The organism is Streptomyces caelestis (assembly GCF_014205255.1).
In the GTDB taxonomy this organism is placed as follows: Bacteria; Actinomycetota; Actinomycetes; order Streptomycetales; family Streptomycetaceae; genus Streptomyces; species Streptomyces caelestis.
Window position 1 is genome coordinate 3,017,356 of sequence record NZ_JACHNE010000001.1, and the last position, 24,923, is coordinate 3,042,278.

The window sequence follows — 24,923 nt, forward strand, 5'->3', positions numbered from 1 at the left end:
CAGCCCTACCCAGTCGGCGCGATGACAGACACCCCAGGCCGAACATCGTGCTTCTGCTCACATTCCGCTCCCCTCCACTCCTTCCAGATTCCGGCAATCCAGTCACAACGGCCAGTCTCGTTGACACCTTCACCGGGTGGGTGGTGGGCTCGTTCTCCCGGTCGAAGACACCTGGAGGGGGCCTGTGGGACTGCGGCGTGGGAAGCGGGCGGCGGCTCTCGCCGTCGCCGTGGTCGCCGGAACCCTCGGCACCCCGCCCGCCGCGGTGGCGGCTCCGCCCGTCCCGGGCGCGACCGCGACGCCGGCCCCCGACACCGCCGAGCCGGACCTCTCCGTCTGGCCGCGCCCCCAGTCCCTGCGCGCGAACGGCGCACCGGTCGCGGTCACCGACGAGGTCGCCCTGATCACCGACCCGGCGGCGGACCGGTACGCCGTCGAAACCCTGCGCGACCTGCTGCGGCAGGCCGGGGCCCGTCGCATCACGGACTCCGCCAGGCCCGGGGCGCTGGTCGTGCGGGCGCGGGCGGAGCCCGTCCGCCGGGACGACCGCCGCGCCCTCCCCTCCGGGGGATACGAGCTGTCCGTCGGCAGGGGCGGCGTCTCCCTCACCGGAGCCGGTGCGGACGGCCTGTTCCACGCGGTCCAGACGCTGCGGCAGCTCCTGCGCGCCGACGGCACGATCGCCGCCGCCGTCGTACGCGACTGGCCCGGCACCGCCGTGCGCGGCATCACCGAGGGCTTCTACGGCACCGCGTGGACGCACCGGCAGCGGCTGGGACAGCTCGACTTCATGGGGCGCACCAAGCAGAACCGCTACCTGTACGCCCCCGGGGACGACCTGTACCGGCAGGCGCGCTGGCGTGAGCCGTACCCGGCGACGCAGCGCGCGGGGTTCCGGGAGCTGGCCGAGCGGGCGCGCCGCAACCACGTCACGCTCGGCTGGGCGGTGGCCCCGGGCCAGGCGATGTGCTTCGCCTCGGACGCCGACGTGCGCGCCCTGACGCGCAAGCTCGACGCGATGTGGGCGCTGGGCTTCCGGGCCTTCCAGCTCCAGTTCCAGGACGTCAGCTACAGCGAGTGGCACTGCGAGGCGGACGCCGAGCGGTTCGGCTCCGGCCCGCGGGCGGCCGCGCGGGCGCAGGCCCGGCTGGCGAACGCGGTGGCCCGGCACCTGGCGGACCGGCACCCCGGGGCCGCCGGTCTGTCGCTGATGCCGACCGAGTTCTACGAGGACGGCACGACCGACTACCGACGGGCCCTGGCGAGCACGCTGGACGCGGGTGTCGAGGTGGCGTGGACGGGCGTCGGGGTGGTGCCGCGCACCATCACGGGCGGCGAACTGGCCGACGCCCAGGAGGCGTTCCGGCATCCGCTGGTCACGATGGACAACTACCCGGTCAACGACTACGACCCCGGCCGCCTCTTCCTCGGCCCCTACCGGGGCCGCGAGCCGGCCGTCGCCACCGGCTCGGCCGCCCTGCTCGCCAACGCGATGCAGCAGCCCGAGGCGTCCCGCATCCCGCTGTTCACCGCCGCCGACTACGCCTGGAACCCGCGCGCGTACCGCCCGGGGGCGTCCTGGCGCGCCGCGATCACCGACCTCGCGGGCGGGGACCGGCGCCGCGAGGAGGCCCTGGCCGCGCTCGCCGGGAACGACGCGTCGTCGGTCCTCGGCGAGGAGGAGTCGGCGTACCTGCGTCCGCTGACCGAGGCGTACTGGCGGGCCCGTACGGCGGGCGGGGCCGGGGCCAGTGGTTCCGGGACGGACGGCGACGCCGCGCGGCGGCTGCGCGAGGCGTTCACCGTGCTGCGCGAGCTGCCCCGGCGGCTGACGGGCACCGCCCTCGCCCCGGAGGTGGCCCCCTGGTCGGAGCATCTGGCGCGCTACGGCGAGGCGGGCGCGGCCGCGCTCGACATGCTGGACGCGCAGCGCGCCGGGGACGCGGCGGCGGCCTGGACGGCGTACCGCCGGCTCGGCGCGCTGCGGGCCCGGCTGGAGCCGGCACCGGTCAGGGTCGGCACGGACGTCCTGGACCCCTTCCTGCGGCGGGCGCAGAAGGCCTACGCGGCATGGTCCGGCATCGACCACGAGCCGCCCCCCAGCCCCGGCGAGCCGGGTGACGGCCGCATCCTGCGCTTCCCGCACCCCCGGTCCCTGACGGCCGTGACGGCCCTCACCGACCCCGGCACCGAGGGCGACGTCGAAGTGCATCTACCGGGCGGGGGCTGGCGGCGGGCCGGCCGGCTGGCCGCCTCGGGCGCGACCGAGGTGCGGGCCGGGCAGCGGGTGGACGCCGTGCGCGTGACCGGTCCGGCGTCGTCCCGCGTACGTCACCTGGTCCCGTGGTTCGCGGACTCCCCCGCCACCTCTCTGGAGCTCACCCGCGACCGCGTGGACGCCGAGACCGGCAGAACGCGGCGGCTGACGGCCGGGCTGGGCTCGCTGCGCCCCGCCGACGCCCGCGGCAGGCTCACCGTCGAGGCGCCCAAGGGCGTACGCGTCCGGGTGCCCAGGACCGAACTCGCCGTGCCGCGCGGCACGAAGGTGGAGGTCCCGGTCGAGGTGACCGTGGAGCGCGGTTCACCGAAACGGTCCTACGACATCCGGCTGGGGTTCGCGGGAGCGACCCGCACGCTCACCGTCCGGGCCTTCCCGCCCACCGGCGGACCCGACCTGGCCCGCACCGGCACGGCGCGTTCCTCGGACGACGAGACGCCCGACTTCCCCGCGTCGGCGGCGAACGACGGCGACCCGGACACGCGCTGGTCGTCCCCGGTCGACGACGGCGCCTGGTGGCAGGTCGAGCTGCCCCGCCCGGCGCGGCTCGGGCAGGTCGAGCTGCGCTGGCAGGACGCCCACCCCTCGGCGTACCGCGTCCAGGTCTCGCCGGACGGCCGCCGCTGGCACACGGCGGCCGCGGTACGGGACGGCCGGGGCGGCCACGAGAGCGTCCGCATGGACGAGCGCGACGTGCGGTTCCTACGGGTGCAGGGCGAGAAGCGGGCCACGCCGTACGGGTACTCGCTGTGGTCGGTGGAGGCGTACGCCGTCACGGACTGAACCCCGGCTGGAGGATCCGTGACGGACTTCTTCGGCTCCGCTATTCACTCAGTACATATACTCAGTGCATAATGATCGGCATGAGCACCCGCCACATCCTGCTGGGCCTGCTCGCCACGGGTCCGAGCCACGGCTACGACCTCAAGCGACGCCACGACGAACGCTTCCCGCAAGCCCGGCCGCTGGCCTACGGGCAGGTCTACACGACCCTCCAGCGCCTCGTCCGGGACGGGCTCGCCGCGGTCGAGGGCACCGACTCGGACGGCGGCCCGGAGCGGACGACGTACCGCGCCACGGACGAGGGGACGCGCGAACTGTCCCGGTGGGCCGGGGAGATCGCGCCGCCCGCGCCCTTCGTCGCGAACGAGATCTTCGCCAAGGTCGTGGTCGCGATCCTCTCGGGCGGCGACCCGGCCGCGTATCTGAGCGCCCAGCGCGCCGCCCACATGGAGCGGATGCGGGAGCTCACGGCGGTCAAGGCCGCCAAGGGCGCGGACCTCGCGACCGTGCTCTCGGCGGACTACGCCCTCAACCACCTCGACGCCGACCTCCGCTGGATGAGCACCACGGCGGCCCGGCTCACCACCCTGACCGCGGAGGTCGACGCAGCATGAGCAGACCCGTGCCTCTTCTCTCGGCGAGCGGCCTCGCCAAAACGCACGGCAGGACACCCGCGCTGCGCGGCGCCTCGGTCGACCTGCACGGCGGCGAGATCCTCGCCGTGACCGGCGCGAGCGGCAGCGGGAAGTCCACGCTGCTGCACTGCCTGGCCGGGATCGTCCGGCCCGACGAGGGCTCGGTGTCGTACGACGGCCGGCGGCTGGAGGACCTGCCCGAGAAGCGGCTGAGCGAGCTGCGGCGGACCGAGTTCGGCGTGGTGTTCCAGTTCGGGCAGCTCATCCCCGAACTGACGGCCCTGGACAACGTCGCCCTGCCGTTGCTGCTGGCCGGCACCGACCGGGCCCGTGCCCGGGTCCGGGCCGGTGAGTGGCTGGAGCGGTTCGGCGTGCGCGGGCAGGAGGATCTGCGGCCGGGCGAGATGAGCGGCGGCCAGGCCCAGCGGACGGCACTGGCCCGGGCCCTGGTCACCGGCCCGAAGGTGGTCTTCGCCGACGAGCCGACGGGCGCCCTGGACTCGCTCGCCGCCGAGCAGGTCATGACGGCCCTGGTCCACACGGCCCGTGAGTCGGGCACGGCGGTCCTGCTCATCACCCATGACGCCCAGGTGGCGGCGTACGCGGACCGGGAGGTCCAACTGCGGGACGGCGTTGTGACGCCGCTGGGGGTGACGGCATGAACTCCCTGCGTTCCGATCTGCGCCTGGCCTGGGAGCTCACCCGTGGTTCCGATCGACGCGAGTGGTGGCGGGTCGCGCTGACGGCGACGGGCGCCGCGCTCGCGACGGGGTTCGCGCTGGCCGCCGTCGCCCTGGCCGCGCTGCGGGGAAGCTACCGGGTGCCCCTCGCCGCGGGCCTGCTGAACGAGCCCGGCACGCGGGCCGGCGTGATCGTCGGCCTGCTGCTCCTGCTCGTGCCCGTGCTGGGGTTCCTCGGCCAGTGCGCCCGGATCGGCGCCGTGCACCGCGACCGGCGGCTGGCCGGGTTGCGGCTGGCCGGGGCGACGCCCTGGCAGGTGCGGCGGATCGCCGCGCTGGAGACCGGGCTGGCCTGTCTGCTGGGCTCGGCGGCCGCCACCCTCCTCGCCGTGCTGGTCCTGCTGCGCCAGTGGGACCGGCCGACCATCCTGGCCTGGGTGGGGATCGTCCTGGTCGCCGTCGCCGTACCGGTGCTGGGCGCGGCGGCGGGCGCACTGGCGCTGCGCCGGATCGTGGCCTCCCCGCTCGGCTGGGTGCGCCGGGTCGGGTCGCGCGGCGGACGGGGACCCGGACTGCTGTTCCTGGCCGGGGTCCTGCTCGTCGCGGTGCTGGCGCTGCTGACCGTGGCCACCACGTCCCCAGCAGCCTCCAACCGGCCGAACGGCGGGGTGCCGCTGCAGCTGATGGGCGTGGTTCTCGCGGTCGGAGCGGGCGCGGTCTGGCTCTCCGGGGCCACCGCGAAGGCGACCGGGCGGATCCTCGCGCCCCGGGCCCGGTCGGCGGCGACCCTGATCGCGGCGGAACGGCTGCGCGACGACCCCTGGTCGGCCGCCCGCACGCATGCGGCGGTGCTCCTGGTGACGCTCGTCGGGACCGGCTTCATGGGTGTCCGGCAGGTGCTGAGCGACACGGTGCGCAGCTCACCGAACCTGTACATGTCCGCGTCCTACTACGCCACCGGTCTCGACCTCACGGGCGCCGCCGTCGTCGTCGCCTTCGCGATCACGCTGTCGGGCCTCGCCGTCGGCACCGCCGAGTCCCTGGCCACCCGCCGCCGGGGCCTGGCCGCGCAGGCCGCCGCCGGGGTGCCGCACACGGTGCTCGGCCGGGCCCTGCTGCTGGAGACCGCGCTGCCCCTCGCCCCCGCCGTACTGCTCGCGGGCCTCGGCGGGACGGCCATCGGCGCGTGGTACGCCCTGCTCCTCAACCGCCCGGTGCCCTGGGCGATCGCCCTGGTGCCCGTCGCCGTCTACGCCGCCTGCCTGCTGGCCGCGGCCACCTCACTGCCCCTGCTGCGCCGCTCGGTACGCCCGGGGGAGCTGCGGTACGCGTAGGCGCCCTCCACAGGGCGGGCCGGCCCGGGGGAACGGGGGTTCACCGGGCCGGTCGGCCGGCCGCACGCGGCAATGACGAACATCACGCGGCAATACGAAAGCCCGGATCCTCTCAGGCGGAAATGCCGTCGATCCGGGCCAATGCGTCGTCCGCGCCGTACGGCTGCAAGTACGGCAGCCAGCGCGGGTCCCGATGGCCGGTCCCGATGATGCGCCAGGCCAGGCCGGTGGGCGGGGCGGGTTTGTGGCGCAGCCGCCAGCCGATCTCGAAGAGGTGCCGGTCGGCCTTCACGTGGTTGCAGCGGCGGCAGGACGCCACCACGTTGTCCCAGACGTGTTTGCCCCCGCGGCTGCGCGGGATGACGTGGTCGACGCTGGTTGCGACGCCACCGCAGTACATGCACCGGCCCCCGTCACGGGCGAACAGCGCCCGGCGGGTCAGAGGAACGGGCCCCCGATAGGGAACCCGGACGAATCGCTTGAGCCGGACCACGCTGGGTGCGGGGACTGTGACGGTCGCGCTGTGCATGAAGGCGCCGGACTCCTCGAGGCATACGGCCTTGTTCTCGAGGACGAGGACGAGCGCGCGGCGGAGCGGTACGACGCCGAGTGGCTCGTACGACGCGTTGAGGACCAGGACGTGCGGCACGGATGCCTCCTTGGACGCCGGCGGCGCGTGGCTCGCGCCGGGACGATTCGTAGCCAGTCTCCCCTCATGCCTGGTGAAAGCGCCACCATGTCCCCGTAACGGGCTGGGAGTGTTTTCGACCACATCTGATTCATCCCCCGGATCATGGCCTGTTCAAGCCCAGGTGAGCACGGTCTCTCCTTCACACATCCTGCCGAAGCACACACAATGCCCCGTTAGTGTGGTGGTTCTGCCCCCGCGGTGACCCAGTCGTGACCTCGACCCCCTGAACCACCGCACCGGGGCGGACCGCTGTACTTGGAGGTACCTGCCGTGTCCCTGTCCGCTGTCCTGCTCGCCGCCGGCCCGTCGCCGTCGCCGACCCCCTCGGATACGGAGACTCCGAGAGTGCCCTCGCTCCAGGACGCCCAGGAGAGCGCGACGAACGCCGCCGGCTGGGTCGAGCAGAACTGGTCGACGTGGCTCGCCATCGGCCTGAGGGTCCTGCTCATCGTGGTGATAGCGGCGGTGCTGAGGTTCGTCGTCCGGCGTGCGATCACCAAGCTGATTGACCGCATGAACCGGAGCGGCCAGTCCGTGGACGGCTCCGGGCTCGGCGGGCTGCTGGTCAACGTCGAGCGCCGCCGCCAGCGCTCGCAGGCGATCGGCTCGGTGCTGCGCTCGGTGGCGTCGTTCCTGATCATGGGCACGGCCGCGCTGATGATCCTGGGCACCTTCCAGATCAACCTGGCCCCGCTGCTGGCCTCCGCCGGTGTCGCGGGCGTGGCGATCGGCTTCGGCGCCCGCAACCTGGTCACGGATTTCCTCTCCGGCGTCTTCATGATCCTGGAGGACCAGTACGGCGTCGGCGACACGATCGACGCGGGCGTCGCCTCCGGCGAGGTGATCGAGGTGGGCCTGCGCGTGACCAAGCTGCGCGGCGACGGCGGCGAGATCTGGTACGTCCGCAACGGCGAGGTCAAGCGCATCGGCAACCTCTCCCAGGGCTGGGCCACGGCCAACGTCGACGTCACGGTCCACGCCGGCGAGGACCTGGACAAGGTCAAGGCCACCCTGGACGAGGTCGCCGAGAAGATGGGCGCCGAGGAGCCCTGGAACGAGCTGCTGTGGGGCCCGATCGAGGTCCTCGGCCTGGACAGCGTCCTGCTGGACTCCATGGTCGTGCGCGTCACGGCCAAGACCATGCCCGGCAAGTCCCTGACCGTGGAGCGCGAACTGCGCTGGCGCATCAAGCGGGCCTTCGACGCGGCGGACATCCGGATCGTCGGCGGGGCCACGGCCCCGGTCGAGGAGACGCCCGCCGACCCGACGGCGGGGATGGCGCCCCCGTCGGCGTACGCGAACTCGGCGTCCCCGCAGTCGGCGGCGGCGTCCCCGCTCACGCCCGCCGCACCGCCGACGAGCACGACGAAGTAGGCAGCCGTCCCGAAAAGGGCGGCACCCGGAAGGCCGGGTGCCGCCCTTTTCGCATGCCCGGGTCACTCCTGCACTGCCTGAACCGCCCCTCCTGTCGACGCTCGCGCGGCGCCGGGCTTTCCTTCCTCCCCACCGATAGGAAACTTTCCTGACAGCGAGAGAACGACGTCAATCTGGTCGCCCTCGCCGAACAGCGGCTCGGCGCGGCCCGGGACCACACGGACTTCGTGCTGCTGTGGAACCAGGAGGGCCTGGGCGCCGCCCTGGTCCTCGGCGGCCGCAGCTCAACGGCATGATCACCGACTTGCCGGCCGACCGGGCACCCAAGGCGGCCCCTCAGGTGGTCACGGCCGGCCCTGTCCTCGGGGCGGCGCTGCTGGGGCTGGACAGGATGGGAGCGAGGGAAGGTGCGCAGGGGCGGCTGCGGGCGTACTTCGGGGGGGATCGGGGCATGGGTGAGGCCTGCCCACGAGACCGGCCGGGGCGGTGCCGAAAAGTGGAACGTGGACAGCCGCAGGCAACAGAACACGCGAGGGCGCATACTAGGTGCAATGACAAAGCCTGCTGCACCTAAGCGCCATCTGCCCACCAGCCCCTTCAAGGCCCCGGTCATCCCGGCCCCGAAGCACTTCTCCGTGGGCGACCAGGTCACACACGACATGTACGGCCTCGGCCGGGTCATCAGCATCGAGGACGGGATCGCGGTCCTCGTGGACTTCGGCTCGGCCCAGAAGCGGATCCTGAGCCCGTACGCCAAGATGACCAAGCTCTAACACCGCTGTGCCCGGTCACGGCACACCAGGCCCCTCCCGGGGCTTGGCACCAGAAGGAGACCTCTCATCGATCTGACCTCGCTCTTCTCCGCCCCGGAAGGGGCACCCCGCTCCACCGCCACGGCATCACCGCCTCCGGCCACGAACCCCTTCCAGGCCCCGGACTTCGGAGAGGACGACGGCGCCACCACGCCGGAGCCACTCAACGGCGACTGGCACTGACTTGAGCCCGCCCCTGGGCCGCCGTGGGCTTGACCGGCGGCCCGGCACAGCGCGGAGACGGCTTTACGTGCCCGCGTCTCGCTTCGCTGCAAGGCGTGACCTGCACGCAGGGGCACGGAGCGTGGACCCTGGGTCACTGAGCCCTGGGTAATGACCCGCACACCTCCCCCGTGCCGACCGACTGCCGTCACGAGTGGGGCTGGGACGAAGTGACGGGCGAGTCGTTACGGTGACCGCATGACACCCGACTCCCCCTCATCCGCAGACATCGCGTCGATGTCCAGGGCAGAGTTCGCCTTTCCCGGCTCACTGCGCGACAAGCTCGTGGCAGCGATCCTCGACGGTTCCAAGACCTCCACAACAGGGCTCGTCGTCGCCTACGAGCATCAGGGAGAGCCCTTGCCGGACGTCGGGACGCGTTCGGTCGTCGTCGACTCGGACGATCATCCGGTCGCGATCATCGAGGTGACCAGCGTGCGCGTCCTCCCGCTGGCGCACGTGGATCTTGACCACGTTGTGGACGAGGGAGAGGGGTACACCAGCCTGGCCGCGTGGCGGGAAGGTCACGAGCGGTTCTGGCACAGCAAGGAGATGCGTGAGGCCTTGGACGACCCCGACTTCACCGTGGACGACACGACGCCGGCGGTTCTGGAGCGCTTCCGCCTCATCACCGATCTTCGCCTCGCCGATTGACCATGCGCCTGGTGGAGGCTGCGCAGCCGCGCCCGGAGCTGGTGGGAGTCCTCCGTTTCGCAGATGACTGGAGCTCCCACGCTTGTGCAGCCCAAGCCCAGAAAGTGCGTCCTCTTCGATGTCGACGGCACGTTGCTCGACGCCTTGGACAACCAGCGCCGGGTCTGGGCAACTTGGGCGGGGCGATACGGACTGGACGCGGCAGAGGTCTACCGGGTGGCGCTGCGGACGCGGCCGGTGGAGACCTTCACGTAGGTGGCTCCGGACCAGGACCCAAGGGAGTGCCTGGCGGCGCTGCGCGAACTGGAGGACGAGGACGTCCGCTCCGGTGTCTACGCGGTGACGCCCCACACCGTCATGCCGGCCCGCAGCCCTGCTTCGACTCCGGACGGGGCGTCCTCGATGACCAGGCAGTCCTCGGGCCGGGCGCCGAGCTGCTCGGCGGCCGGCAGGTAGGGCGCGGGCGAGGGTTCGCCTTCCTCCACTGCGGCCGCGTCCACGATGATGCGCGGGATCGGCAGACCGGTTCGAGTAAAGCGCCCGCGCACCCGGTGAACACCACAGCTGCGGTGGCCGGAGTGCACCGACACTTCGCGAGCCTGCGCGAAGCGGTCCCCGACATCCTCGTCTTCGCCCAGCCGGAGGGGCAGCCGGAGCGGGATGATCACGTTGCGGCTGATGTGATCACGGCGTCGGAGTCGCCCTGGACAGCCCCGTTTGACGAGGAAGCCGAGGAGCTTCCCCGATGGTTGGCAGAGGGGTACTACCACGGACTGGTTCTTCCGAGGGGCGCGCACAGAAGCGTCCGCGCCGGATGGACGAACGACTACCGAGCCGCGTTTCGGCCCGCCGCGCGACACGGTGACCGAACTCCTGAAGCGGGTGTCGTAGACCATGCGAGAGGCCCCTGATGAGCTCAGGCCGCTCGGCGGACAATGGCGCCATGACGTTGACGATTTGGGTCGATGACTGGCAGATCCAGTGCTGCGGACAGAGCTTCGCACCAGGGGATGTCGTCTCCTGGACGCTGCTGGAGGTCGATCCGGAGGATTACGCCGACGTCGTTGGCAGCGAACGTGCGGATGAGATCGACTTCCGCGAGGAGCATCACGGCCAGGGGGAAGGGCACGCACCCATCTCGCTGGAGGTGGTGTCGATCACCGAGGTGCACTGCCGTTACGGGGTACCCCCGGGCGCTACGGACAAGGTGAACCACCCCGTTCCGGGCACGACCGTGCTGGTTCCGGTCAAGGAGGCGGACGGGTGGGCGAAGGCCAGGCCGGACGTTGGCTTCGCGGGCTATCTGGTGACGGCCTGGCGTGCCACAGGCGGGCCGGAGGGTGTGGCTGCTCGCAGTCGATGAAGGAGCCGGCGGGACAGGCTTCCTGCCCGGTCGCTGTACAGCAGCTCCGTACCGCAGCCCCGGCAATCGACCCCGTCCGGTGGCGTCCCTCCGGGGCATCGGGACGGCCGGTATGACCGTCGCTGACCGACCCGGCCAGAGCTACGAACCAGGTGATGCCCACGCGAGAGGGGATGGTGCGCGGTCGGCTCTGGCAGGTCATCCGCTGGCCATCGACGAAGCCCGGCCGTCGGTTAGGTCCCGGACGATTCTCCGGTCCGCCCCCAGACAGGCCGGGGATGCAACCATTCCCTTCAGAGCTGGAGCCCCCGGAAGCCGACCGCACGCTTGGGACCCTAAAGGCCGGCACTGACATTGATGCTGATACTCGGGTTCCGGTGGTCGTGCCCCGGGCACTGACTGACGTCCTGCTGGGCTGTCTTCGCGCCGGACGTGGTGCAGCTGGCCGTCATGGCTCTGGAGACCTACGCCGGGCCAGATGAGACGCGGGTTCATCAGGCCGCCATCAGGCTCAGCGCAGGGGAGCTTCACCCCCTGGCCCGCTGGTTGAACGAGGCCGAGCGAGAACTGGAGACCTTCCGCCGGTACGCCGGCGAGCCCACGGACGTGTCCCCCGAATCACACCGGTTCGCGGTCGAGTTCATCAACGCGCTGATGGACAAGGATGTCCCCAAGCCGCCGGGGCCGCGGTAGGCAGCGTGCCAGAGCCGTGCCAGACAGTGCGGGGAACCAAGGGGAACAGCGGTCAGTCACCCAGCGTCTGGACGATCACGTAATTCCCCAGGGCTAACTTCACGTAATTCCCCAGGCCGTCCGCCCTCGCAGCGGCTTCGGTGTTCAGACGGCAGTGTTGCGCCTCGGGAACCAGCGAAGGCAGCTGATCGTCTTCCCGGACATGCCCTCCGTTCTCATTCTTGGAGGCGATCCGAACGCAGTGCCTGGCATGGACGGGGACGTGATTCGCGCGGCTCTCGACCAGGAACTGTCACGTTTCGGTGACCATGCCATCGATGCATCCATGACGCTGATTGCGCTGGACGAGTCGGCAGAGTCCGTGATGATCGCGGCACTGTCCGAGCGTGATTGGGACGTCGTCGTCATCGGTGGCGGAATCCGCAAACCGGAACCTCTTCTGCCGCTCTTCGAGCAGGTCGTGAACCTGGTCCGACGGCATGCGCGGAAGGCTGCGATCGCGTTCAACACCAGCGGTGGCGACAGTGTCGAAGCAGCCAAGCGGTGGCTGTAAACCCGGACTGGCCTGGTCAGCCGTGCCCACCCAAGAGGTAGCCCTCGGCCGCCGCCCCTCCTGCTAGCACGTCAACCCGGTGCGGAGGAGGGAGCTTGTGCCGTAGGAGGGAACGCGGACAACTGGGCGGGGCGTCAGGTGGCCGACGGCTTGTCGGTGGGTCCCTTCGGTCGCTTGTTGGGGCGGTAGCTGGGACCGTTCATGATGACTTGGTGGCTGGCGTTGATCAGGCGGTCCAGGAGCGACTCGGCGACGACGGGGTTGGGGGAGAGCAGACACCAGTCGCTGGGTGCCCGGTTGCTGGTGATGATCAAGGACCGGCCTTGCGGCGACCGACAGTGACAGGCGAGCCTCAGCCGCCAACCACGAAACCCAGGTCAGAGCCCCTGCGCCAGACGCGTTTCCACCCAGGGGTGGCGGTACGGCAAGTTGGGGTGTTACTTACCGCGAGCAGGCATGAAAAGGCCTCTCACCAGCGGTTTTCCTGCCGATTAGGGGCCGTCTCAGGCGGCTTGGGCCGTCGGGCGTCTCCGGGCCGTCATGAGCGTGCCCGGCTGCCCGGTACATCGCGGAGATGGCTTTCCGGGTGCGGGGCTCGCTGGACGGCATGAGGTGCGTGTAGACGCGGAGGATGAAGCCGGGGTCGCTGTGGCCGAGGTAGAGGCTCAGGGCCTTGATGCTCTCTCCGGCGTCCAGGAGGACCGAGGCGTACAAGTGCCGCAGGGCGTGCATGCCGTGCTCGCGGGCGGCGGCGTAGCGCTGGCCTTTCTTGGGGGTCGGGATGATGCCGGCGGATGCGAGCGCGGGTTTCCACGCCTGGTCGTTGAACGCCTGGCTCCAGGTGGCTGCGCCGATGCCGCTCGTGAAGAGGAGCCTGTATGTGACCTTGGGGCCGGCCGGGGTCAGCCAGGGGCAAGGTGATCACCCCGCACATCCGGCTCCACCAGCGTCAACAGCGCCGGCCGCAGCCCCGGATCCAGATCCGCGACCCTCTTACGGCCTTCACCCGGACATCGCACCCGCCCCAGCGGCGCCTCACCGGCCTCCAGCTCGCACACACCTTTGCGGACCGTGCTCTCGCTGACCTCAGCCGCCCGCGCGACGGCCCGAACGCCGCCATGACCCAGAGCACGCGCCTCCGCGGCCATCACCAGCCGCCGCTGCCGCTCGCCCACATGCGGCAACAGGCACCCTCGAACGGCTCGAGCTCCTGCCGAACCCCGGCTGACGAGCGGATTCGCCTGTCGCTACGAGAAGAACATCCAGACCCGGAGCAGCGGAACCCGGCGTCCACCGGAGACGACCCCGGGCCCTCGGCCCGCCCGCCCTCGGCCACCGACGACGAAATGGGCCCCCGACTCCGTCGGTGGCCCATCACGAAAAATCGAGACTAACAGTAACTCACCTCCGTTGTGTCCTCGCGAAGTTGGGCTGCTGACCCGTGAGTAGGCATGCCTTAGGCTGGACGAATGACGGAGTGGGGACCGACACACCGGAAAGGCCCGGAGCAGGGCAAGAAGTCGACTGGCTATGGCAGGTCGGAGGCCCAGCGCGGGCCCGGATTTCGTACCAGGGGCGCGAGTGCGGAGCGCGGCCGTACTGGAGGTGGCCCGGCAGCGCCGGTCACTGCGGATGAGCGGCGGCGTGTCTGGGGGCAGAATTTTTTCAAGTCCAAGGCGGCGGTTCGCCGTTTCACGGCTCAGATCGGCGCTGTCGAGGGGCTGCCGACAGTGGAGATCGGCCCGGGCTCGGGGATGATCACCAAGGAGTTAGCGAAGAGCGGCGAGCCGCTGACCGTGGTGGAGATCGACGACCAGTGGGCGCGCCTTCTCGCTGAGGAGCTGCCGTCCCACGTGACCATGGTGAACGAGGACTTTCTGTCCTGGGGGCCGGAGACCGAGTGCTTCCGGATGGTGGGAAACCTGCCCTTCGGGGCCAGCACCGAAATCCTGCGCACGTGCCTTGGCTACGGCCCTGACCGCTTCCTGGAAGGCGTCTTCCTGGTGCAGTTGGAGTTCGCCCGCAAGCGCGCCGGAGCATGGGGCGGAAACCTCTTCAACGCGCAGTGGAGCCCCTGGTTCACCTTCCACATGGGGCATGAGTTTCCACGCCACTGCTTCCGTCCAGTTCCCAAGACCGACACCGCGACGCTCTTCGTGGACCCGCGAAGGGATCCGCTCCTGCCCTGGCGGGAGCGAGTCGCCTATCAGGAACTGGTCTCTGCGGTGTTCAACACTGGTCAACTGACGGTCGGCGAGGCTGCCCAACGGGTGAACGTGCGGAAGCCTGCGGACTGGCTCCGGCGTGCTGAGGTATTCCCCGAAACCCGGGTGAAGGACCTTGATGCCGAGGACTGGTCGGCGCTGTTCGCCACACATCAACCCGGTCGGCCGCGCACTGGGGCAGGCGGTCGGCCTTCAGCCGGTCGTCGCCAGGGAGGCCGTAGAGGCATGCCACCCCCTGGGGGTGGGCCAAGGCACCAGCGCAGAAGGTGATACCAGCTGGTTGGGGGAGCCGCCGCCGGGAACGGTGCCGGCGGAGGGATTGATGATCGGCCTCGACATCCGCTTCAACTCTCCGACGGCACCTTGCGCCCGTGCTGGCAAACCTGTTCATGCCCTGCGTGTTCGACATGTGGCCGGCCGCACGGATGACGAAGACCGGCGGCGTACCGAGATGACGGAGACCGGAGACTCTCGTACGGGCACACGAACTTACGTTTCTCGGGTACACATGTTCCTCTCGCGCGGAGCCTGCAGACGAGACGGGGCAGCGGTGACGGGCCGGTAAGTCCGCGCCGACTGCTGCTTACGCCTTCTGGCCTGCCGATCGTGCAGCGCAGCCTCCCAACGTGGTGCCCACGTAGCGGCCAACTCCGCCATTGAACCGCCGAGATTCACAAGCGTGATGCCCGTGAGGACAGGGTGGGGCATGGCGCACGGGCGGGACTCCTTCGTCGTGCACGCGAGGAACCGTGCGGCCGCCCATGACGTCACGTCCTGGCCTCGCTCACAGCCTCGTTACTCCCAAGAGCCGTACGACACCTCGGAGAAAAGGGCCGGGGCGGCTCCGTGCCCGACGCGCGCGGTCTGGATGGGGTTGCCCTTCATACAGAAGGTCACGCTGTGCATCGCCCACTCCTCGGCACCCGCGACGCGCTGGCACGAGCGCCAGAAGTCCAGTGTCCGGCCGTGGTAGCGGGGCGCCCGCAAGGGCTCGACCAGCCGCCCGCCGCGTACCCGCCAGGCGAGTTCGCACGAGAAGTGGAAGCGGTCCCGGTCGTCGTCGATGGAGAAGGACTGGTTGCCGCTGATGAGGAGTCCGTCACCCATGTCGGAGAGGAGGTCACCCAGGGACCCCGACCCCGGTTGGAGATTGATGTTGGTCATGCGCACCAGAGGCAGGCCTGCTCCCTCGGTACGCGCGCTGCCCGGTGCGGACGGCAACCCGGCCGCGGCCGTGCTGGTGGTACTGCTCAGCAGCCCGACCAGCAGACCCCGGTCGATCAGGGGCGTCACGGCCGTCGGGGTGCCCTCGTCGTCCCACGGCATGCTGCCGACACCGCGTCCGGAGACGGGATCCGCGACAACGGTCACCTGGTCCGACGCATAGGCGAGGTGCCCCACGTCCGTGAGGCCGACGAACGATCCACCGGCGTAGTCCAGTTCCCAGCCCAGGATCCGATCCAGCTCCAGCGGATGGCCGATGGATTCGTGGATCTGAAGGGTGAGCTGGCTGGAGTCGATCACCGCGGGACCGGTGCCGGAAGGGCACGGTTTCGCCCGGGACAGCAGTACCGCCTCGCGCGCCGCGCGCTCGGCGCCTCCGGGCAGGTCCAACCCATGGACATGCTCCCAGCCGCCCATGTCGTGGCGGCCGGTACGGTCTGGGTAGCTACGGGTGGCCGGGCCGGAGGGGCCGTCGGCCGCCGCGGTCAACCAGCCTCCCGTCTGGGTGGACTCCAGGTGGTGCCGGTCTCCGTCGCTCGACAGCAGCATGCTCTCGCGGCGGTAGGCGCTGGCCCTGACAACGGCGTGGGTGCAGCCCGCGACCGCGAGGGCCCGGGCGCGGGCCTCGCGCAGCGGCTCGGCCCGTTCCCCCGGGGACAGCGAAAAGGGGTCTATGGCCACCGGGCTACGGTAGACGCGCTCCTGGGGATTTCCGGGCGCGGGTCGCTGCGCCGGGCGAACCGAGCGGCCCGCGCCCGAGGCGCGGGCCAGTTCCGCTGCGCGTTCGGTCAGGTCGAGGACGCTGTGCCGGTCCAGCAAAGGTCCGTCGGCGACGCCCACGGCCCCGTCCCGGTGGACTCGTACGGCGATCTCGAACCGGTCAGACCGCGCGTGCCCCGGCGCGGAGTCCGCTCCCACCACCGTGTCCTCGACCGTCGTACGAACCAGCTGGACTACCGTACGGTCCGCACCGAGCCGCGCCGCCGTGCTGAAGGCGGCACCGGCGAGGGGCTCCGCCCCCTTCATGCCGACGCTGCCGCTCGGTACACCGAGACGTGGTACCGGCTGGACGCGTCGAAGCGCCTGCGCTCGAAGTCCGCGTGGCGCTCGACCAGTTCGAGCCCGGCCACGTTCGCCATGAGGTCCAGCTCCGCCGGGTAGGCGTAGCGCAGGCGGTACGGGAAGAGACGAATGCCGCCGCCTTCGCTGAGCACGATGTGATGGGCGCTGAGCGTCTGGGCCAGCGGGTCATGCTTGCTCGCCTCCAGGTGGACGGCCGTGTCTTCCAGCTCGACCGTACCGAAGGTGTTACCGGTCGCCAGCCGCTGGCCCGCCGGGTTCAGACACTGCACGACGAACGTGCCGCCCGGCTCCAGCAGTTCCCGGGCCTGGCGCATGCAGTCGATCTGCTCGTCCTGGCCCAGCAGGCAGAAAAGGGTGTTGAACGCCGCGAAGACGACGGAGTAACGCTGCTCGCCCAGGTCGAGCTTGGCAAAGTTGCCCAGCACGGGCACGACAAGGTTGCCGTTCGGGTGCGCCGCGGCCTTCTCCCGCAGCTTGTCCAGCATGGGCTCGGAGGACTCCACACCGTGCACCTCCACGCCGAGGTCGGCCAGCGGAAAGGCCACCCGGCCCGTGCCCACGCCGAGTTCGAGCACCGGGCGGGCGGCCGCCAGGGCGGCGACGAACAGGGCGGCCTCCCTGCCGTCCGGCGGCGGGCCGGCGTCCCCCGGCCACTCGTCGTAGACGTCCGCGATCTGGTCGCCGTACGTTGTCTCGTCGTAGTTCCTCATCTGTGCCTTCTCGTCTCGTGCGTCTCGTCGTCGACCGCCGCGGGGTGCGGCGGGCGGGATGCGGGAGGGATGCGGGGGAACAGGCGCCCTTGCCATGGCTCTCGTGTCGGTCATCGGTGGTCGTCGCGGGGCAGGACCGGTGTCGTGTCCGCCGCCCGGAGCAGGGCCTCGATGAGCGCCTGTGCCGGTTCCTCGGCCGAACTGGACAGGGCGCACACCGAGGCGCTGTCCTCGCCGACCGCCCAGGTCAGCGACCACGGTGCGCCGAGCCAGGCGCCGGGCAGGACGAAATGGCCCGTGCAGTCGTCCGGTTCGTGCCAGGCGGGCAGCCGCGGAAGGACCGTCACCATCGCGTGCCAGTCCGCCCGCTGTCCGTCCGGGGAAACGATGAAGCTGTTCTCACCCCAGCTCGCGGCCGCCTCTCTGCGGGCGGCGTACGGCACGTCCCGGCACTCGTGCTCGTAGGCCAGGGCCTGGTCGACGAGCGCGGAGCGGTCCGTGCCGCTCAGCCGGGCACCGATGACCGCCAGGTTCTCGCCCGGTTCCATCCCAGGGGCCCAGGGGCACAGGATCGTGCTGGTCCAGTTGCCCCCCACGGGGGGCGGGGCAGCACGGCGCAGATCGACGGTGATGTTCAGGCCGAGAGTGGTGCAGCGGCCGCGGGCGGTGGTCACCGCACCGGCGATCGCCGCGCCGGACAGCCAGGCCGCCAAGGCGCCCTTGGTACTGCCGGTCTCCTCGCGCAACCGCCGCCACTGAGCGCCGAGGGTGGCCGTGGCCAGGGACCGGTGCTTCCAGTGCGCGGGCAGGATCGCGGGGAATCCATCGTCCGCCGCGGCGGAGTCGTCCGTGCGGGCGGGCGGCGGGGCGGTGCCGATCGCGTCGCGTCGTACGCGCAGGGCCGTGTCCGCAGTCAGGGCGGTCGGCTCCGCCGGGGCCGGATCGCGGCCCGGGTCGGTCATCAGCAACCGCCCCATCGTGGCGCCGTCGATGGTGACGTGGTGGAAGCTGAACACCAGCCACCAGCGCTGGGGGCCCTGGATGACGTGCACCCGCATCAGCGGCCGGTCGGTCGGCAACTGCCGCCGGGTGATCTCCGCGAGGACGGCATCGGGCCACTCCTCGTCCGTGGTCCACTCATCCACATGGGCGCCGGCGTCGAACGGCACCGGCTCGAAATACGGCTCCGCCGCGTCCTGGGGCGCCCTGCGGAGCACCGCCCCCAGTCGGCCCAGATACGGGGCGAGCCGGGAGAGCGTCTTGCGGACCGCGGACGCGTCGGCCTGTCCCCGGTAGGTGTGGACCACGCCGATCACACCGGGGAAGTCCGGGCGCTCGATCAGCAGGAAGTCGTAGTCCTGGGCGGACAAGGCCAGATCCGCTGCCGTCAGACCGCCGGAATGGGTGGTTGGATCAAGATGCACGTCTGAACTACCTGACACTGGAGGAATCATGAGCGGACGGGCTGCGGTTCTCTTCGACCGGGACGGTGTCCTTGTGCAGGCCCTGGTACGGGACGGACGGCCGTACCCGCCCCGCTCCCTGCGGGAGTTACGGCTCGACGAGGACGCGCAGGACGTGGTGCGCCGCCTGACCGAGGCGGGGTGGGGGGTCGCCGTGGTGACCAATCAGCCGGATGTGCCGCGAGGGCTGATGACCGAGGAGACGGTGCACCGCATCAACAGGGCGGTCGCTGCTGGTCTGGGCTTGTCCGAGAGTTGTTTCTTCACCTGCTTTCACGACGATGACTCGGGGTGCGAGTGCCGCAAGCCCGGCCCCGCATTGCTGGTCGAGGCTGCGCGGAGCCTCGGCGCCGACCTCGCGCGCTGCACGGTCGTGGGGGACCGCTGGCGGGACATCGGCGCCGCGCACAGGGCGGGCTGTGGTGCGGTGTGGATAGACCGCGGTTACCGCGAGCAGGCCCCGCAGCCTCCCTACGACAGGGTGACCTCGACGGCCGCGGCCGTGGACCTCGTCCTGGGCGGGCGGCTCCGCGCGGAATCCGGCTGACGTCCACGGCGGTGGTCAGCTTCCGGAGACCTGACGCATACCGAGGTACTGCCAGCCCGCGGCGCGCAGCACTTCGGGGGAGAGCGCCACGCACCCGTCGGCCACCAGGCGTTCGGCGGGGGCGAGGCGGGACCAGTCCGTGTCGGCCAGTTCCGGCAGCGCAGAGCCGATCAGCAGGGCGTCGGCGCCCTTGACACACGCGGCCAGCGATCCGGCACGCTCGACGGCCAGATCGCCGGGCAGCTCTTCGGCCAGGGGGTCGTACGCGGACACCACCGCGCCCTCGGCGAGGAGCTGGTGCACGAGGCGCAGAGGCAGCGAGTCCCGCAGGGTCCTCGTCGTCGGCTTGTACGTCAGTCCGGCGACGGCGACCCGCCGTCCGGCCAGACCTCCGTAGTGGGCGCGCAACAGGTCGACAGCGAAGTACGCGTGCCGTTGGTTCGCACTGAGCACCGAGTCGAACAGCTCCGCCCGGCCGTGCTCGGTGCCCAGGCGGCGCAGGGCGACCAGGTCCCGCTGCAGGGTGCTGCCGGAGAAGGCAGCGCCGGGCAGCAGCGGAGCCCGGGGTGAGATCCGCGGGTCGGTTTTGAGCAGTCTGGCCACCACGGTGGGGTCGGCTCCCAGCCGGAAACCGATCCAGGCGAGCTCGTTGGCGAAGGCGACGCACAGCCCGAGGTAGGCGTTGGTGGCGTGCTTGACCAATTCGGCCTCGGTCAGGGAGACGTTGGCCGACTCGACGGCGGGGAACAGCGCCGCGGCCAGCCGGGCCGCGGTGTCGTCCTCGGCTCCGATCACCAGGCGCGGTGGCTCGAGGAAGTCCGCCAGCGCCTCGCCCAGCCGGAGGTTCTCCGGCACGTGGACGATCCGGAGGTCGGGCCGCCCGGCGAGCAGGCCGCCGCGCCACCTGGTGTGGGTGCCGGCGGGCACCTGGCTGAGCACCACCAGTACGGCCCCGCGCGGGCCGTACTCGGCGAACGCGGCGACGGCGGCGTCCAACCGGTCATCGGCCACCCCGCCCTCGGCGTCTACCGCACTGTCGTACGTCAGCAGACACAGCGTCGAGCGGGCCCAGTCCGCTATGTCTCCGGTGATCCGCAGCCGCTGCTCGCGCAGCCCCGCGGCGAGTGCGTCACCGACGCCGGGCTCGCCGGTGGGTGCCTGTGCGCGGCCGGCGCCCCGGCGCAGCCCGTCGTCCGGGTCGTAGCCCACGACCTGGTGGCCACGGCTCAGCAGTCCCGCGGCGACGGTGGTGCCCAGGTGCCACAGTCCGCACACCGAGATCTCCGCCGGCAGGGCCGCGGCGCCGCCCTGGTCGTCCGAGGTCACGGCTGTGTCCAGCCGCGCTCGGCCAGCAGCCGACGGGCGCACTCGCGGACGGCCGCGGCGCAGCCGTGCTCGGCGGTCCAGCCGAGGCCGCCGAGCTTGCTCAGGTCGTACTCGACCACGGGGACGTCACCCGGCCATCCGCGCGAGCCGCCCTCGTAGGTGATCTGCACGTCCTGCAGGCCCATTTCGTCGATGATGACGGACGCGATCTCGTCGACCGTGACGGTGCCCGGGTTGCCGAGGTTGAGCACGTGGAAGCCCTCGCCGAGCTTCTCGCTGGTGGTCAGGATGCCCTCGACGCACTCCTCGACCAGGAAGTAGTTCTTGCGCTGCTTCCCGTCGCCGAGGATGTGCAGCCGGGAGCTGTCCTCGGTGAGTTTGACGATGAAGTCGTAGATCACGCCGTGGTTCATCCGACCGCCCACGACGTTGCCGAAGCGGAAGGCGTGTGCGGTGAAGCCGTACAGGTGGCAGAAGGCGCTCAGCAGCGCCTCGGCGGACAGCTTGCCCGCGCCGTACAGCGAGATCGGCGCGTACGGGCCGGCGTGCTCGGGCGTGGGCAGCACGGTGGGCTCGCCGTAGACGGTGGAGCTGGAGGAGAAGAGCACCTTGCGCGGGCCGACCTCGCGCATCGCCTCGAGCACGGAGAGCGTGCCGTTGGCGCACTGGCGCAGGTCGAAGGACGAGTCGCTCAGGCCCTTGCGCATGTCCACGCTGGAGGCCAGGTGCACCACGACGTCGCGGTCCGTCATCCCGGCCTCGGACATCGCGGCGGTGAGTTCGGGGGTGTCGAGGATGTCGGCCTCGACGAAGGTGAGCCGCGGGTCCTTCAGCAGCGGCTCGATCCACTCGGTGGTGCTGTTGCTGAGGTCGTCGTAGGCGATGACGGAGGTGGTGTGTGCGTCCGACAACAGCCGCTCGACGAAGTGACTGCCGATGAAGCCCGCTCCGCCGGTCACGAAGTAGCGCGTCACTTGGCGTCCTCCTGGATGAGCTGGCGCACACCGACGCACAGCGCGTGGTGGATGAGGACGTGCAGGGACTCGATGAGGGGAGTGGCCACCGGCTCGGTGAAGTGCGGCACGTTGATGTGCGCGTCGGCGACGTCGCCGGCCGCTCCGCCGTCGAAGCCGGTGACCGCAATGACCGAGCTGCCGCGGCTCTTGGCGAGCTCGGCGACCTTGCCGAGGTTGGAGGAGACCGCCGAAGCGTCGGTGGCGCGCGAACCGCCGTGCACGGAGAAGGAGATGAGGGTCGCCTTGTCGTCCAGCCACGGCTCGGCCTGCTCGGTGTAGACCGTGTCGAAGCCCTCGTCGTTGGTCCAGGCGGAGAACGCGGAAGCGTTGTCGTTCAGGCACAGGGTGCGCAGCCGCGGACAGCCGGGGACGATGGTCAGCTTGGCCAGGTCGGCGGCGAAGTGCGAAGCGGTCGACGCCGAGCCGCCGTTGCCGCAGGATATGACGGTGCCGCCCTGCTGCCAGGTACGGAAGATGAGCCGCGCGGCGCTCTCGATGTCCCCGCTGTCTAACGCCGTGGTGTGCTCGATCGCGTCGACGAGCAGGTTCTTGACGGAATTCACTGTTGATGCTCCTTGGTCGGTGCGTTACGTGCTGGTGCGGGCGATGGTCTCGGCGATGGCCGCCGGGGTGTTGAAGTTGGCGAGGGTCAGTTCTTCGGGCGGCAGGGGGACCCACCGGCTCTCGATCGCGGCCTGTATCTCCTCCAGCGCCAGGCTGTCGAGCAGCTGGCTGCTGAACAGCTCGGTGTCAGGCGTGAGTTCGGTGTCCGCGCTGGGCAGCAGGGGGCGCAGCAGCTCAAGGACGTCGACCAGCAGCGACGGCGCAGGGGCGGCGCTGCCGTCCGCGCCGGTGGCGGGCCGGGCCCAGCTCAGACCGTCCGCACCCTGGTAGGCGGCTTCCACGATCCGCACCGCCGCCGCGCCGTCCTCGGCCGAGCTGAGGTCCCCGGGGTTGTCCACCAACCGGAGGAAGTACTCCCACTCCTGCTGCCACGACCGGTCGCCACCGCGGAACTCGGTGCGGGCCGCGGAGAACGGCCCGTCCGTACGGTCCCACACAGTCAGCGTCTGGGTGCCGTACGAACCGGCCAGGCCCTGGACCTCCGCGGTCGCCCGCTCCCCGCCGAGCTCCAGACGGAAGAGGTTGACCCACTGTGTGAGGGTGGAGTGGATGGTGGACATGGCACCGCCGTGGTGGCGCAGCAGCACCATCGCGTCGTCTTCCAGGGGGGCCATGGCGGGCCAGACAGCGGTGTTGCGCACGGCAGTGGTGGACTCCACGTCGCCGAGCAGGGTACGCAGCAGATCGACGGCGTGGATACCCTGCTCCATGAGCTGCCCGCCGGCGACCTGTGCGGGGTCGGCCCGCCATTCGTTCTCGTAGCCGTCGCGTCCGCCGATGCCGTACGCGAAGCGGGCCCACAGGACGCGGCCCATCCTCCCTTGTGTGACGAGCCGACGCAGCTCGGCGAGCGCCGGGTGGTGGCGGTGGTTGAACCCGCAGGCCAGCGCCTTGCCGTGGGTGCGAGCGGCCTGGAGCATGCGCTCGGCTTCGGCGCCGGTGCGCGCGAACGGCTTCTCGCACAGCACGTGTTTGTGGGCTTCCAGTGCCGCGATGCTCATCTCGGCGTGCAGGTGGGGCGGGGTGCAGACCAGGACGATGTCGATGTCGGCGGCGCCGACCAGCGCGTGCCAGTCCTTCTCGGCGCGGATACCGTGCTCGGCGGCGAACGCTTCTCCTGCGGCGGCGTCGTGCCCGGCGACCGCCACAACGTTCGCCCCGGCCACCGCGATACGCCGCCTGGCCTGCAGACCGGTGCCGATAATCCCGACGCGCGGTGGGGCGTCGTGGCGGGTGGGGGATGTCATGCGTCACTCCTTGGGTGCCGACGGGGTCAGCGGGGCTGCCAGGCGCGTGAGGGGCGGGTGCGCAACGCCTCGACGGCGGGCAGGAATCGGTCCGGGCGGCGGCCGAGGAACACCTTGACCCAGTCGGGGGCGTAGGGGATCTGGGCACTGGCCAGAAGCACGCCGGTGTCGGCAAACAGGCGTTGCCGGAAGTCCTCCTGGCTCCACCCGCCGGGCACCTCGAACAGGACGAAGGGCGAGCCCCCGTGGCAGTGGCGGGTGGTGTTCGAGACCTCGGCCAACGCGTCCAGCAGGGCGTCACCGTTGCTGCGGATGGCCTCCCGGCGCTCGTCGGCCCACTTACGGCTCTCGGGGTTGTTGAGCCACCCGGCGAACGCGGCCTGTTCTCGGGCGTGGCCCGGGTACTCCCGGAACCCGCGCCAGCGGTGGGCGAACTCGTCGATCACATCGGGCATCGCGGTGACGCTGCCCACGGCCCAGCCGTTGCAGGCGAACTGCTTGCCGAGTGTGCGGACATGGATCAGCCGCTCCTCGAAGCCGCCGTCCAGGGCCAGGCGCACCGTGCTGGTGGGCTGGGTGCCGGCCGCGGTCATGCCGTGGTAGGCGTTGTCGACCAGGACCCACATGCCCAGGGTGTCGGCGAGGCTCAGCGCGTAGCGGACGAACTCCGGCGTCCAGTTGCCGCCGGTCGCGTAGTGCTGGGGGTTGAGGACGAGCACCGTGGGCCGCAGTCCCTTGGCGCGGGTCTGCTCCACCGCCCGGTCCAGGTCGCCCGGCTCAGGGCCGGTGGGCGAAGTGAACGGGACGTGGTAGCCGATGGGTTCGTAACCGACATCGTGTGCGAACAGCCGGTAGTCCCAGCCGGGCCGGGGGACGAGCGCGGCCATCGGGCCTTCGGGCTCCCGGGCCTTGATCGTGCGCAGCAGGTCGTACATGGCGGGGCCGGTGCCAGTCATGGTCGCCGTGGTGAGCAGGCGGCGCCGACGCGGCCAGTTCTCGTCGTCGGCGAACCACCGTTCCATCGCTTGGCGCAGCTCCGGCAGGCCGTGGTGCGAGAGCACGTAGCTGTCCAGTGGTTCGTCCCAAGCCTCCCGCAGGCACTGGCGCAGCCCCTCGGGAGCGCCTTCGAGGGGGTCGGCGAGGTGGAGGGCGTAGGCCGGGGTGCCCTCAGGGTGGTCAGCGAGCCATTTCAGCTCAGGGTTACGGCCGGTGGAAACCGCGTCAATCGCTATTCGACGCAGCGTGGACCAGTCATCAACGGCAGCTAAGTCGGACACTCGCTACGCCCCCAATACCTGAGTTATAAACGCCGCAATGACAAACGATGCTAGGTGCAGTCGAATCTTTTCGTCAAGCATTGCTGCGCGTTCCTTCGAGGCGCGGTAG

General features: G+C 71.0%; 21 protein-coding genes and 7 pseudogenes. 15 read left to right on the plus strand and 13 right to left on the minus strand.

Translation table 11 applies throughout. The features are described from left to right. Positions 1-184: 184 nt before the first annotated feature. From HDA41_RS13585 to HDA41_RS13600, 4 genes are all read left to right on the plus strand, one after another. Positions 185-3,061 (plus strand): glycoside hydrolase family 84 protein, encoded by a 2,877-nt coding sequence (locus HDA41_RS13585; protein WP_184983803.1) that lies wholly within the window; start codon positions 185-187, stop codon positions 3,059-3,061. A gap of 80 nt (positions 3,062-3,141) precedes the next feature. Next, entirely contained in the window at positions 3,142-3,675 is a 534-nt protein-coding gene (locus HDA41_RS13590; RefSeq protein WP_086603775.1) for a PadR family transcriptional regulator, read from the plus strand. Next, a complete protein-coding gene (locus HDA41_RS13595; protein WP_184983805.1) occupies positions 3,672-4,358 on the plus strand; it encodes an ABC transporter ATP-binding protein in 687 nt (228 codons plus the stop codon). Before HDA41_RS13590 ends, HDA41_RS13595 begins: the two co-directional genes overlap by 4 nt. Continuing rightward, the gene (locus HDA41_RS13600) at positions 4,355-5,710 is read left to right on the plus strand and encodes an FtsX-like permease family protein (RefSeq protein WP_184983807.1); all 1,356 of its coding nucleotides are present in this window, start codon (positions 4,355-4,357) and stop codon (positions 5,708-5,710) included. The genes HDA41_RS13595 and HDA41_RS13600 overlap by 4 nt, the downstream gene beginning before the upstream one ends. Positions 5,711-5,822: 112 nt before the next feature. On the opposite strand, the gene HDA41_RS13605 is transcribed toward HDA41_RS13600, so the two are convergent. Beyond that, positions 5,823-6,359 carry an HNH endonuclease gene (locus tag HDA41_RS13605; RefSeq protein ID WP_086843133.1) on the minus strand — a complete coding sequence of 179 codons (537 nt, stop codon included), beginning with the start codon at positions 6,357-6,359 and terminating at the stop codon, positions 5,823-5,825. A 312-nt stretch (positions 6,360-6,671) separates the two neighbouring features. On the opposite strand from HDA41_RS13605, the gene HDA41_RS13610 reads away from it, so the two are divergent. The 6 genes and pseudogenes from HDA41_RS13610 to HDA41_RS13630 form a co-directional block, all read left to right on the plus strand. Further along, the gene (locus tag HDA41_RS13610; RefSeq protein ID WP_184983809.1) at positions 6,672-7,775 is read left to right on the plus strand and encodes a mechanosensitive ion channel family protein; all 1,104 of its coding nucleotides are present in this window, start codon (positions 6,672-6,674) and stop codon (positions 7,773-7,775) included. Positions 7,776-7,933: 158 nt separating this feature from the next. Next, positions 7,934-8,056, plus strand: a pseudogene (locus HDA41_RS13615) (ROK family protein); the annotation flags it as partial. After that, positions 8,047-8,211 (plus strand): annotated as a pseudogene (locus tag HDA41_RS42690) (ATPase); the annotation flags it as partial. The pseudogenes HDA41_RS13615 and HDA41_RS42690, both read left to right, overlap by 10 nt. 115 nt (positions 8,212-8,326) lie before the next feature. Beyond that, entirely contained in the window at positions 8,327-8,548 is a 222-nt protein-coding gene (locus HDA41_RS13620) for a hypothetical protein (protein ID WP_184983811.1), read from the plus strand. Between the two features lie 459 nt (positions 8,549-9,007). After that, positions 9,008-9,463 carry an ASCH domain-containing protein gene (locus tag HDA41_RS13625; RefSeq protein ID WP_184983814.1) on the plus strand — a complete coding sequence of 152 codons (456 nt, stop codon included), beginning with the start codon at positions 9,008-9,010 and terminating at the stop codon, positions 9,461-9,463. Between the two features lie 63 nt (positions 9,464-9,526). Further along, a pseudogene (locus HDA41_RS13630) lies at positions 9,527-9,802 on the plus strand (HAD family hydrolase); the annotation flags it as partial. Positions 9,803-9,804: 2 nt separating this feature from the next. Here the strand turns inward: HDA41_RS13630 and HDA41_RS13635 are convergent. Continuing rightward, positions 9,805-10,017: pseudogene (locus HDA41_RS13635) on the minus strand (HAD family hydrolase); the annotation flags it as partial. Positions 10,018-10,406: 389 nt separating this feature from the next. Here HDA41_RS13635 and HDA41_RS13640 point away from each other — a divergent pair. The 3 genes from HDA41_RS13640 to HDA41_RS13650 all read left to right on the plus strand — a co-directional run bounded on the left by HDA41_RS13640 (position 10,407) and on the right by HDA41_RS13650 (position 12,072). Then, the gene (locus HDA41_RS13640) at positions 10,407-10,826 is read left to right on the plus strand and encodes a DUF6578 domain-containing protein (protein ID WP_184983815.1); all 420 of its coding nucleotides are present in this window, start codon (positions 10,407-10,409) and stop codon (positions 10,824-10,826) included. A gap of 432 nt (positions 10,827-11,258) precedes the next feature. Further along, entirely contained in the window at positions 11,259-11,519 is a 261-nt protein-coding gene (locus HDA41_RS13645; RefSeq protein ID WP_184994171.1) for a hypothetical protein, read from the plus strand. Between the two features lie 202 nt (positions 11,520-11,721). Beyond that, positions 11,722-12,072: a hypothetical protein gene (locus tag HDA41_RS13650; protein WP_184983818.1), complete on the plus strand. Its 351-nt coding sequence runs from the start codon at positions 11,722-11,724 to the stop codon at positions 12,070-12,072. A gap of 134 nt (positions 12,073-12,206) precedes the next feature. On the opposite strand, the pseudogene HDA41_RS13655 reads toward HDA41_RS13650, so the two are convergent. The 3 pseudogenes from HDA41_RS13655 to HDA41_RS13660 form a co-directional block, all read right to left on the minus strand. Next, positions 12,207-12,398 (minus strand): annotated as a pseudogene (locus HDA41_RS13655) (ATP-binding protein); the annotation flags it as partial. Between the two features lie 199 nt (positions 12,399-12,597). Next, a pseudogene (locus tag HDA41_RS41205) lies at positions 12,598-12,984 on the minus strand (site-specific integrase); the annotation flags it as partial. Beyond that, positions 12,981-13,220, minus strand: a pseudogene (locus tag HDA41_RS13660) (ISAzo13 family transposase); the annotation flags it as partial. The pseudogenes HDA41_RS13660 and HDA41_RS41205, both read right to left, overlap by 4 nt. A 321-nt stretch (positions 13,221-13,541) precedes the next feature. Between HDA41_RS13660 and erm the strand changes: the two are divergent. Next, positions 13,542-14,567, plus strand: a complete 1,026-nt coding sequence (erm, locus tag HDA41_RS13665) for a 23S ribosomal RNA methyltransferase Erm (RefSeq protein ID WP_184983820.1) — start codon at positions 13,542-13,544, stop codon at positions 14,565-14,567. Between the two features lie 525 nt (positions 14,568-15,092). On the opposite strand, the gene HDA41_RS13670 is transcribed toward erm, so the two are convergent. The 3 genes from HDA41_RS13670 to HDA41_RS13680 all read right to left on the minus strand — a co-directional run bounded on the left by HDA41_RS13670 (position 15,093) and on the right by HDA41_RS13680 (position 18,738). Further along, complete coding sequence (locus HDA41_RS13670; protein WP_184983822.1) at positions 15,093-16,547, minus strand: TldD/PmbA family protein; 1,455 nt, start codon at positions 16,545-16,547, stop codon at positions 15,093-15,095. Then, a complete protein-coding gene (locus HDA41_RS13675) occupies positions 16,544-17,314 on the minus strand; it encodes a class I SAM-dependent methyltransferase (RefSeq protein WP_184983824.1) in 771 nt (256 codons plus the stop codon). The genes HDA41_RS13670 and HDA41_RS13675 overlap by 4 nt, the downstream gene beginning before the upstream one ends. Positions 17,315-17,424: 110 nt before the next feature. Then, the gene (locus tag HDA41_RS13680; protein WP_184983826.1) at positions 17,425-18,738 is read right to left on the minus strand and encodes a wax ester/triacylglycerol synthase domain-containing protein; all 1,314 of its coding nucleotides are present in this window, start codon (positions 18,736-18,738) and stop codon (positions 17,425-17,427) included. Between the two features lie 28 nt (positions 18,739-18,766). Between HDA41_RS13680 and HDA41_RS13685 the strand changes: the two genes are divergently transcribed. Further along, positions 18,767-19,324, plus strand: a complete 558-nt coding sequence (locus tag HDA41_RS13685) for an HAD-IIIA family hydrolase (RefSeq protein ID WP_184983828.1) — start codon at positions 18,767-18,769, stop codon at positions 19,322-19,324. A 15-nt stretch (positions 19,325-19,339) separates the two neighbouring features. Here the strand turns inward: HDA41_RS13685 and HDA41_RS13690 are convergent, their stop codons facing one another. From HDA41_RS13690 to HDA41_RS13710, 5 genes are read right to left on the minus strand one after another with little or no spacing between them, the layout of a single operon-like run. Next, entirely contained in the window at positions 19,340-20,650 is a 1,311-nt protein-coding gene (locus HDA41_RS13690) for a nucleotide sugar dehydrogenase (RefSeq protein ID WP_184983830.1), read from the minus strand. After that, positions 20,647-21,624 (minus strand): NAD-dependent epimerase/dehydratase family protein, encoded by a 978-nt coding sequence (locus HDA41_RS13695; RefSeq protein WP_184983832.1) that lies wholly within the window; start codon positions 21,622-21,624, stop codon positions 20,647-20,649. Before HDA41_RS13695 ends, HDA41_RS13690 begins: the two co-directional genes overlap by 4 nt. Further along, complete coding sequence (locus HDA41_RS13700) at positions 21,621-22,229, minus strand: SIS domain-containing protein (RefSeq protein ID WP_184983835.1); 609 nt, start codon at positions 22,227-22,229, stop codon at positions 21,621-21,623. The genes HDA41_RS13695 and HDA41_RS13700 overlap by 4 nt, the downstream gene beginning before the upstream one ends. Positions 22,230-22,253: 24 nt before the next feature. Continuing rightward, positions 22,254-23,537 carry a Gfo/Idh/MocA family oxidoreductase gene (locus HDA41_RS13705; RefSeq protein ID WP_184983836.1) on the minus strand — a complete coding sequence of 428 codons (1,284 nt, stop codon included), beginning with the start codon at positions 23,535-23,537 and terminating at the stop codon, positions 22,254-22,256. Positions 23,538-23,563: 26 nt separating this feature from the next. Then, positions 23,564-24,814, minus strand: a complete 1,251-nt coding sequence (locus HDA41_RS13710) for a pyridoxal phosphate-dependent aminotransferase (RefSeq protein ID WP_184983838.1) — start codon at positions 24,812-24,814, stop codon at positions 23,564-23,566. Positions 24,815-24,923: the final 109 nt, after the last annotated feature.

Coding starts and splice junctions, on each gene's coding strand:
- HDA41_RS13705 (WP_184983836.1), bottom strand. CDS start 23,537: ATGACATCCCCCACCCGCCACGACGCCCCACCGCGCGTCGGGATTATC.
- HDA41_RS13600 (WP_184983807.1), top strand. CDS start 4,355: ATGAACTCCCTGCGTTCCGATCTGCGCCTGGCCTGGGAGCTCACCCGT.
- HDA41_RS13640 (WP_184983815.1), top strand. CDS start 10,407: ATGACGTTGACGATTTGGGTCGATGACTGGCAGATCCAGTGCTGCGGA.
- HDA41_RS13620 (WP_184983811.1), top strand. CDS start 8,327: ATGACAAAGCCTGCTGCACCTAAGCGCCATCTGCCCACCAGCCCCTTC.
- HDA41_RS13595 (WP_184983805.1), top strand. CDS start 3,672: ATGAGCAGACCCGTGCCTCTTCTCTCGGCGAGCGGCCTCGCCAAAACG.
- HDA41_RS13650 (WP_184983818.1), top strand. CDS start 11,722: ATGCCCTCCGTTCTCATTCTTGGAGGCGATCCGAACGCAGTGCCTGGC.
- HDA41_RS13675 (WP_184983824.1), bottom strand. CDS start 17,314: ATGAGGAACTACGACGAGACAACGTACGGCGACCAGATCGCGGACGTC.
- HDA41_RS13590 (WP_086603775.1), top strand. CDS start 3,142: ATGAGCACCCGCCACATCCTGCTGGGCCTGCTCGCCACGGGTCCGAGC.
- erm (WP_184983820.1), top strand. CDS start 13,542: ATGACGGAGTGGGGACCGACACACCGGAAAGGCCCGGAGCAGGGCAAG.
- HDA41_RS13685 (WP_184983828.1), top strand. CDS start 18,767: ATGAGCGGACGGGCTGCGGTTCTCTTCGACCGGGACGGTGTCCTTGTG.
- HDA41_RS13625 (WP_184983814.1), top strand. CDS start 9,008: ATGACACCCGACTCCCCCTCATCCGCAGACATCGCGTCGATGTCCAGG.
- HDA41_RS13670 (WP_184983822.1), bottom strand. CDS start 16,547: ATGAAGGGGGCGGAGCCCCTCGCCGGTGCCGCCTTCAGCACGGCGGCG.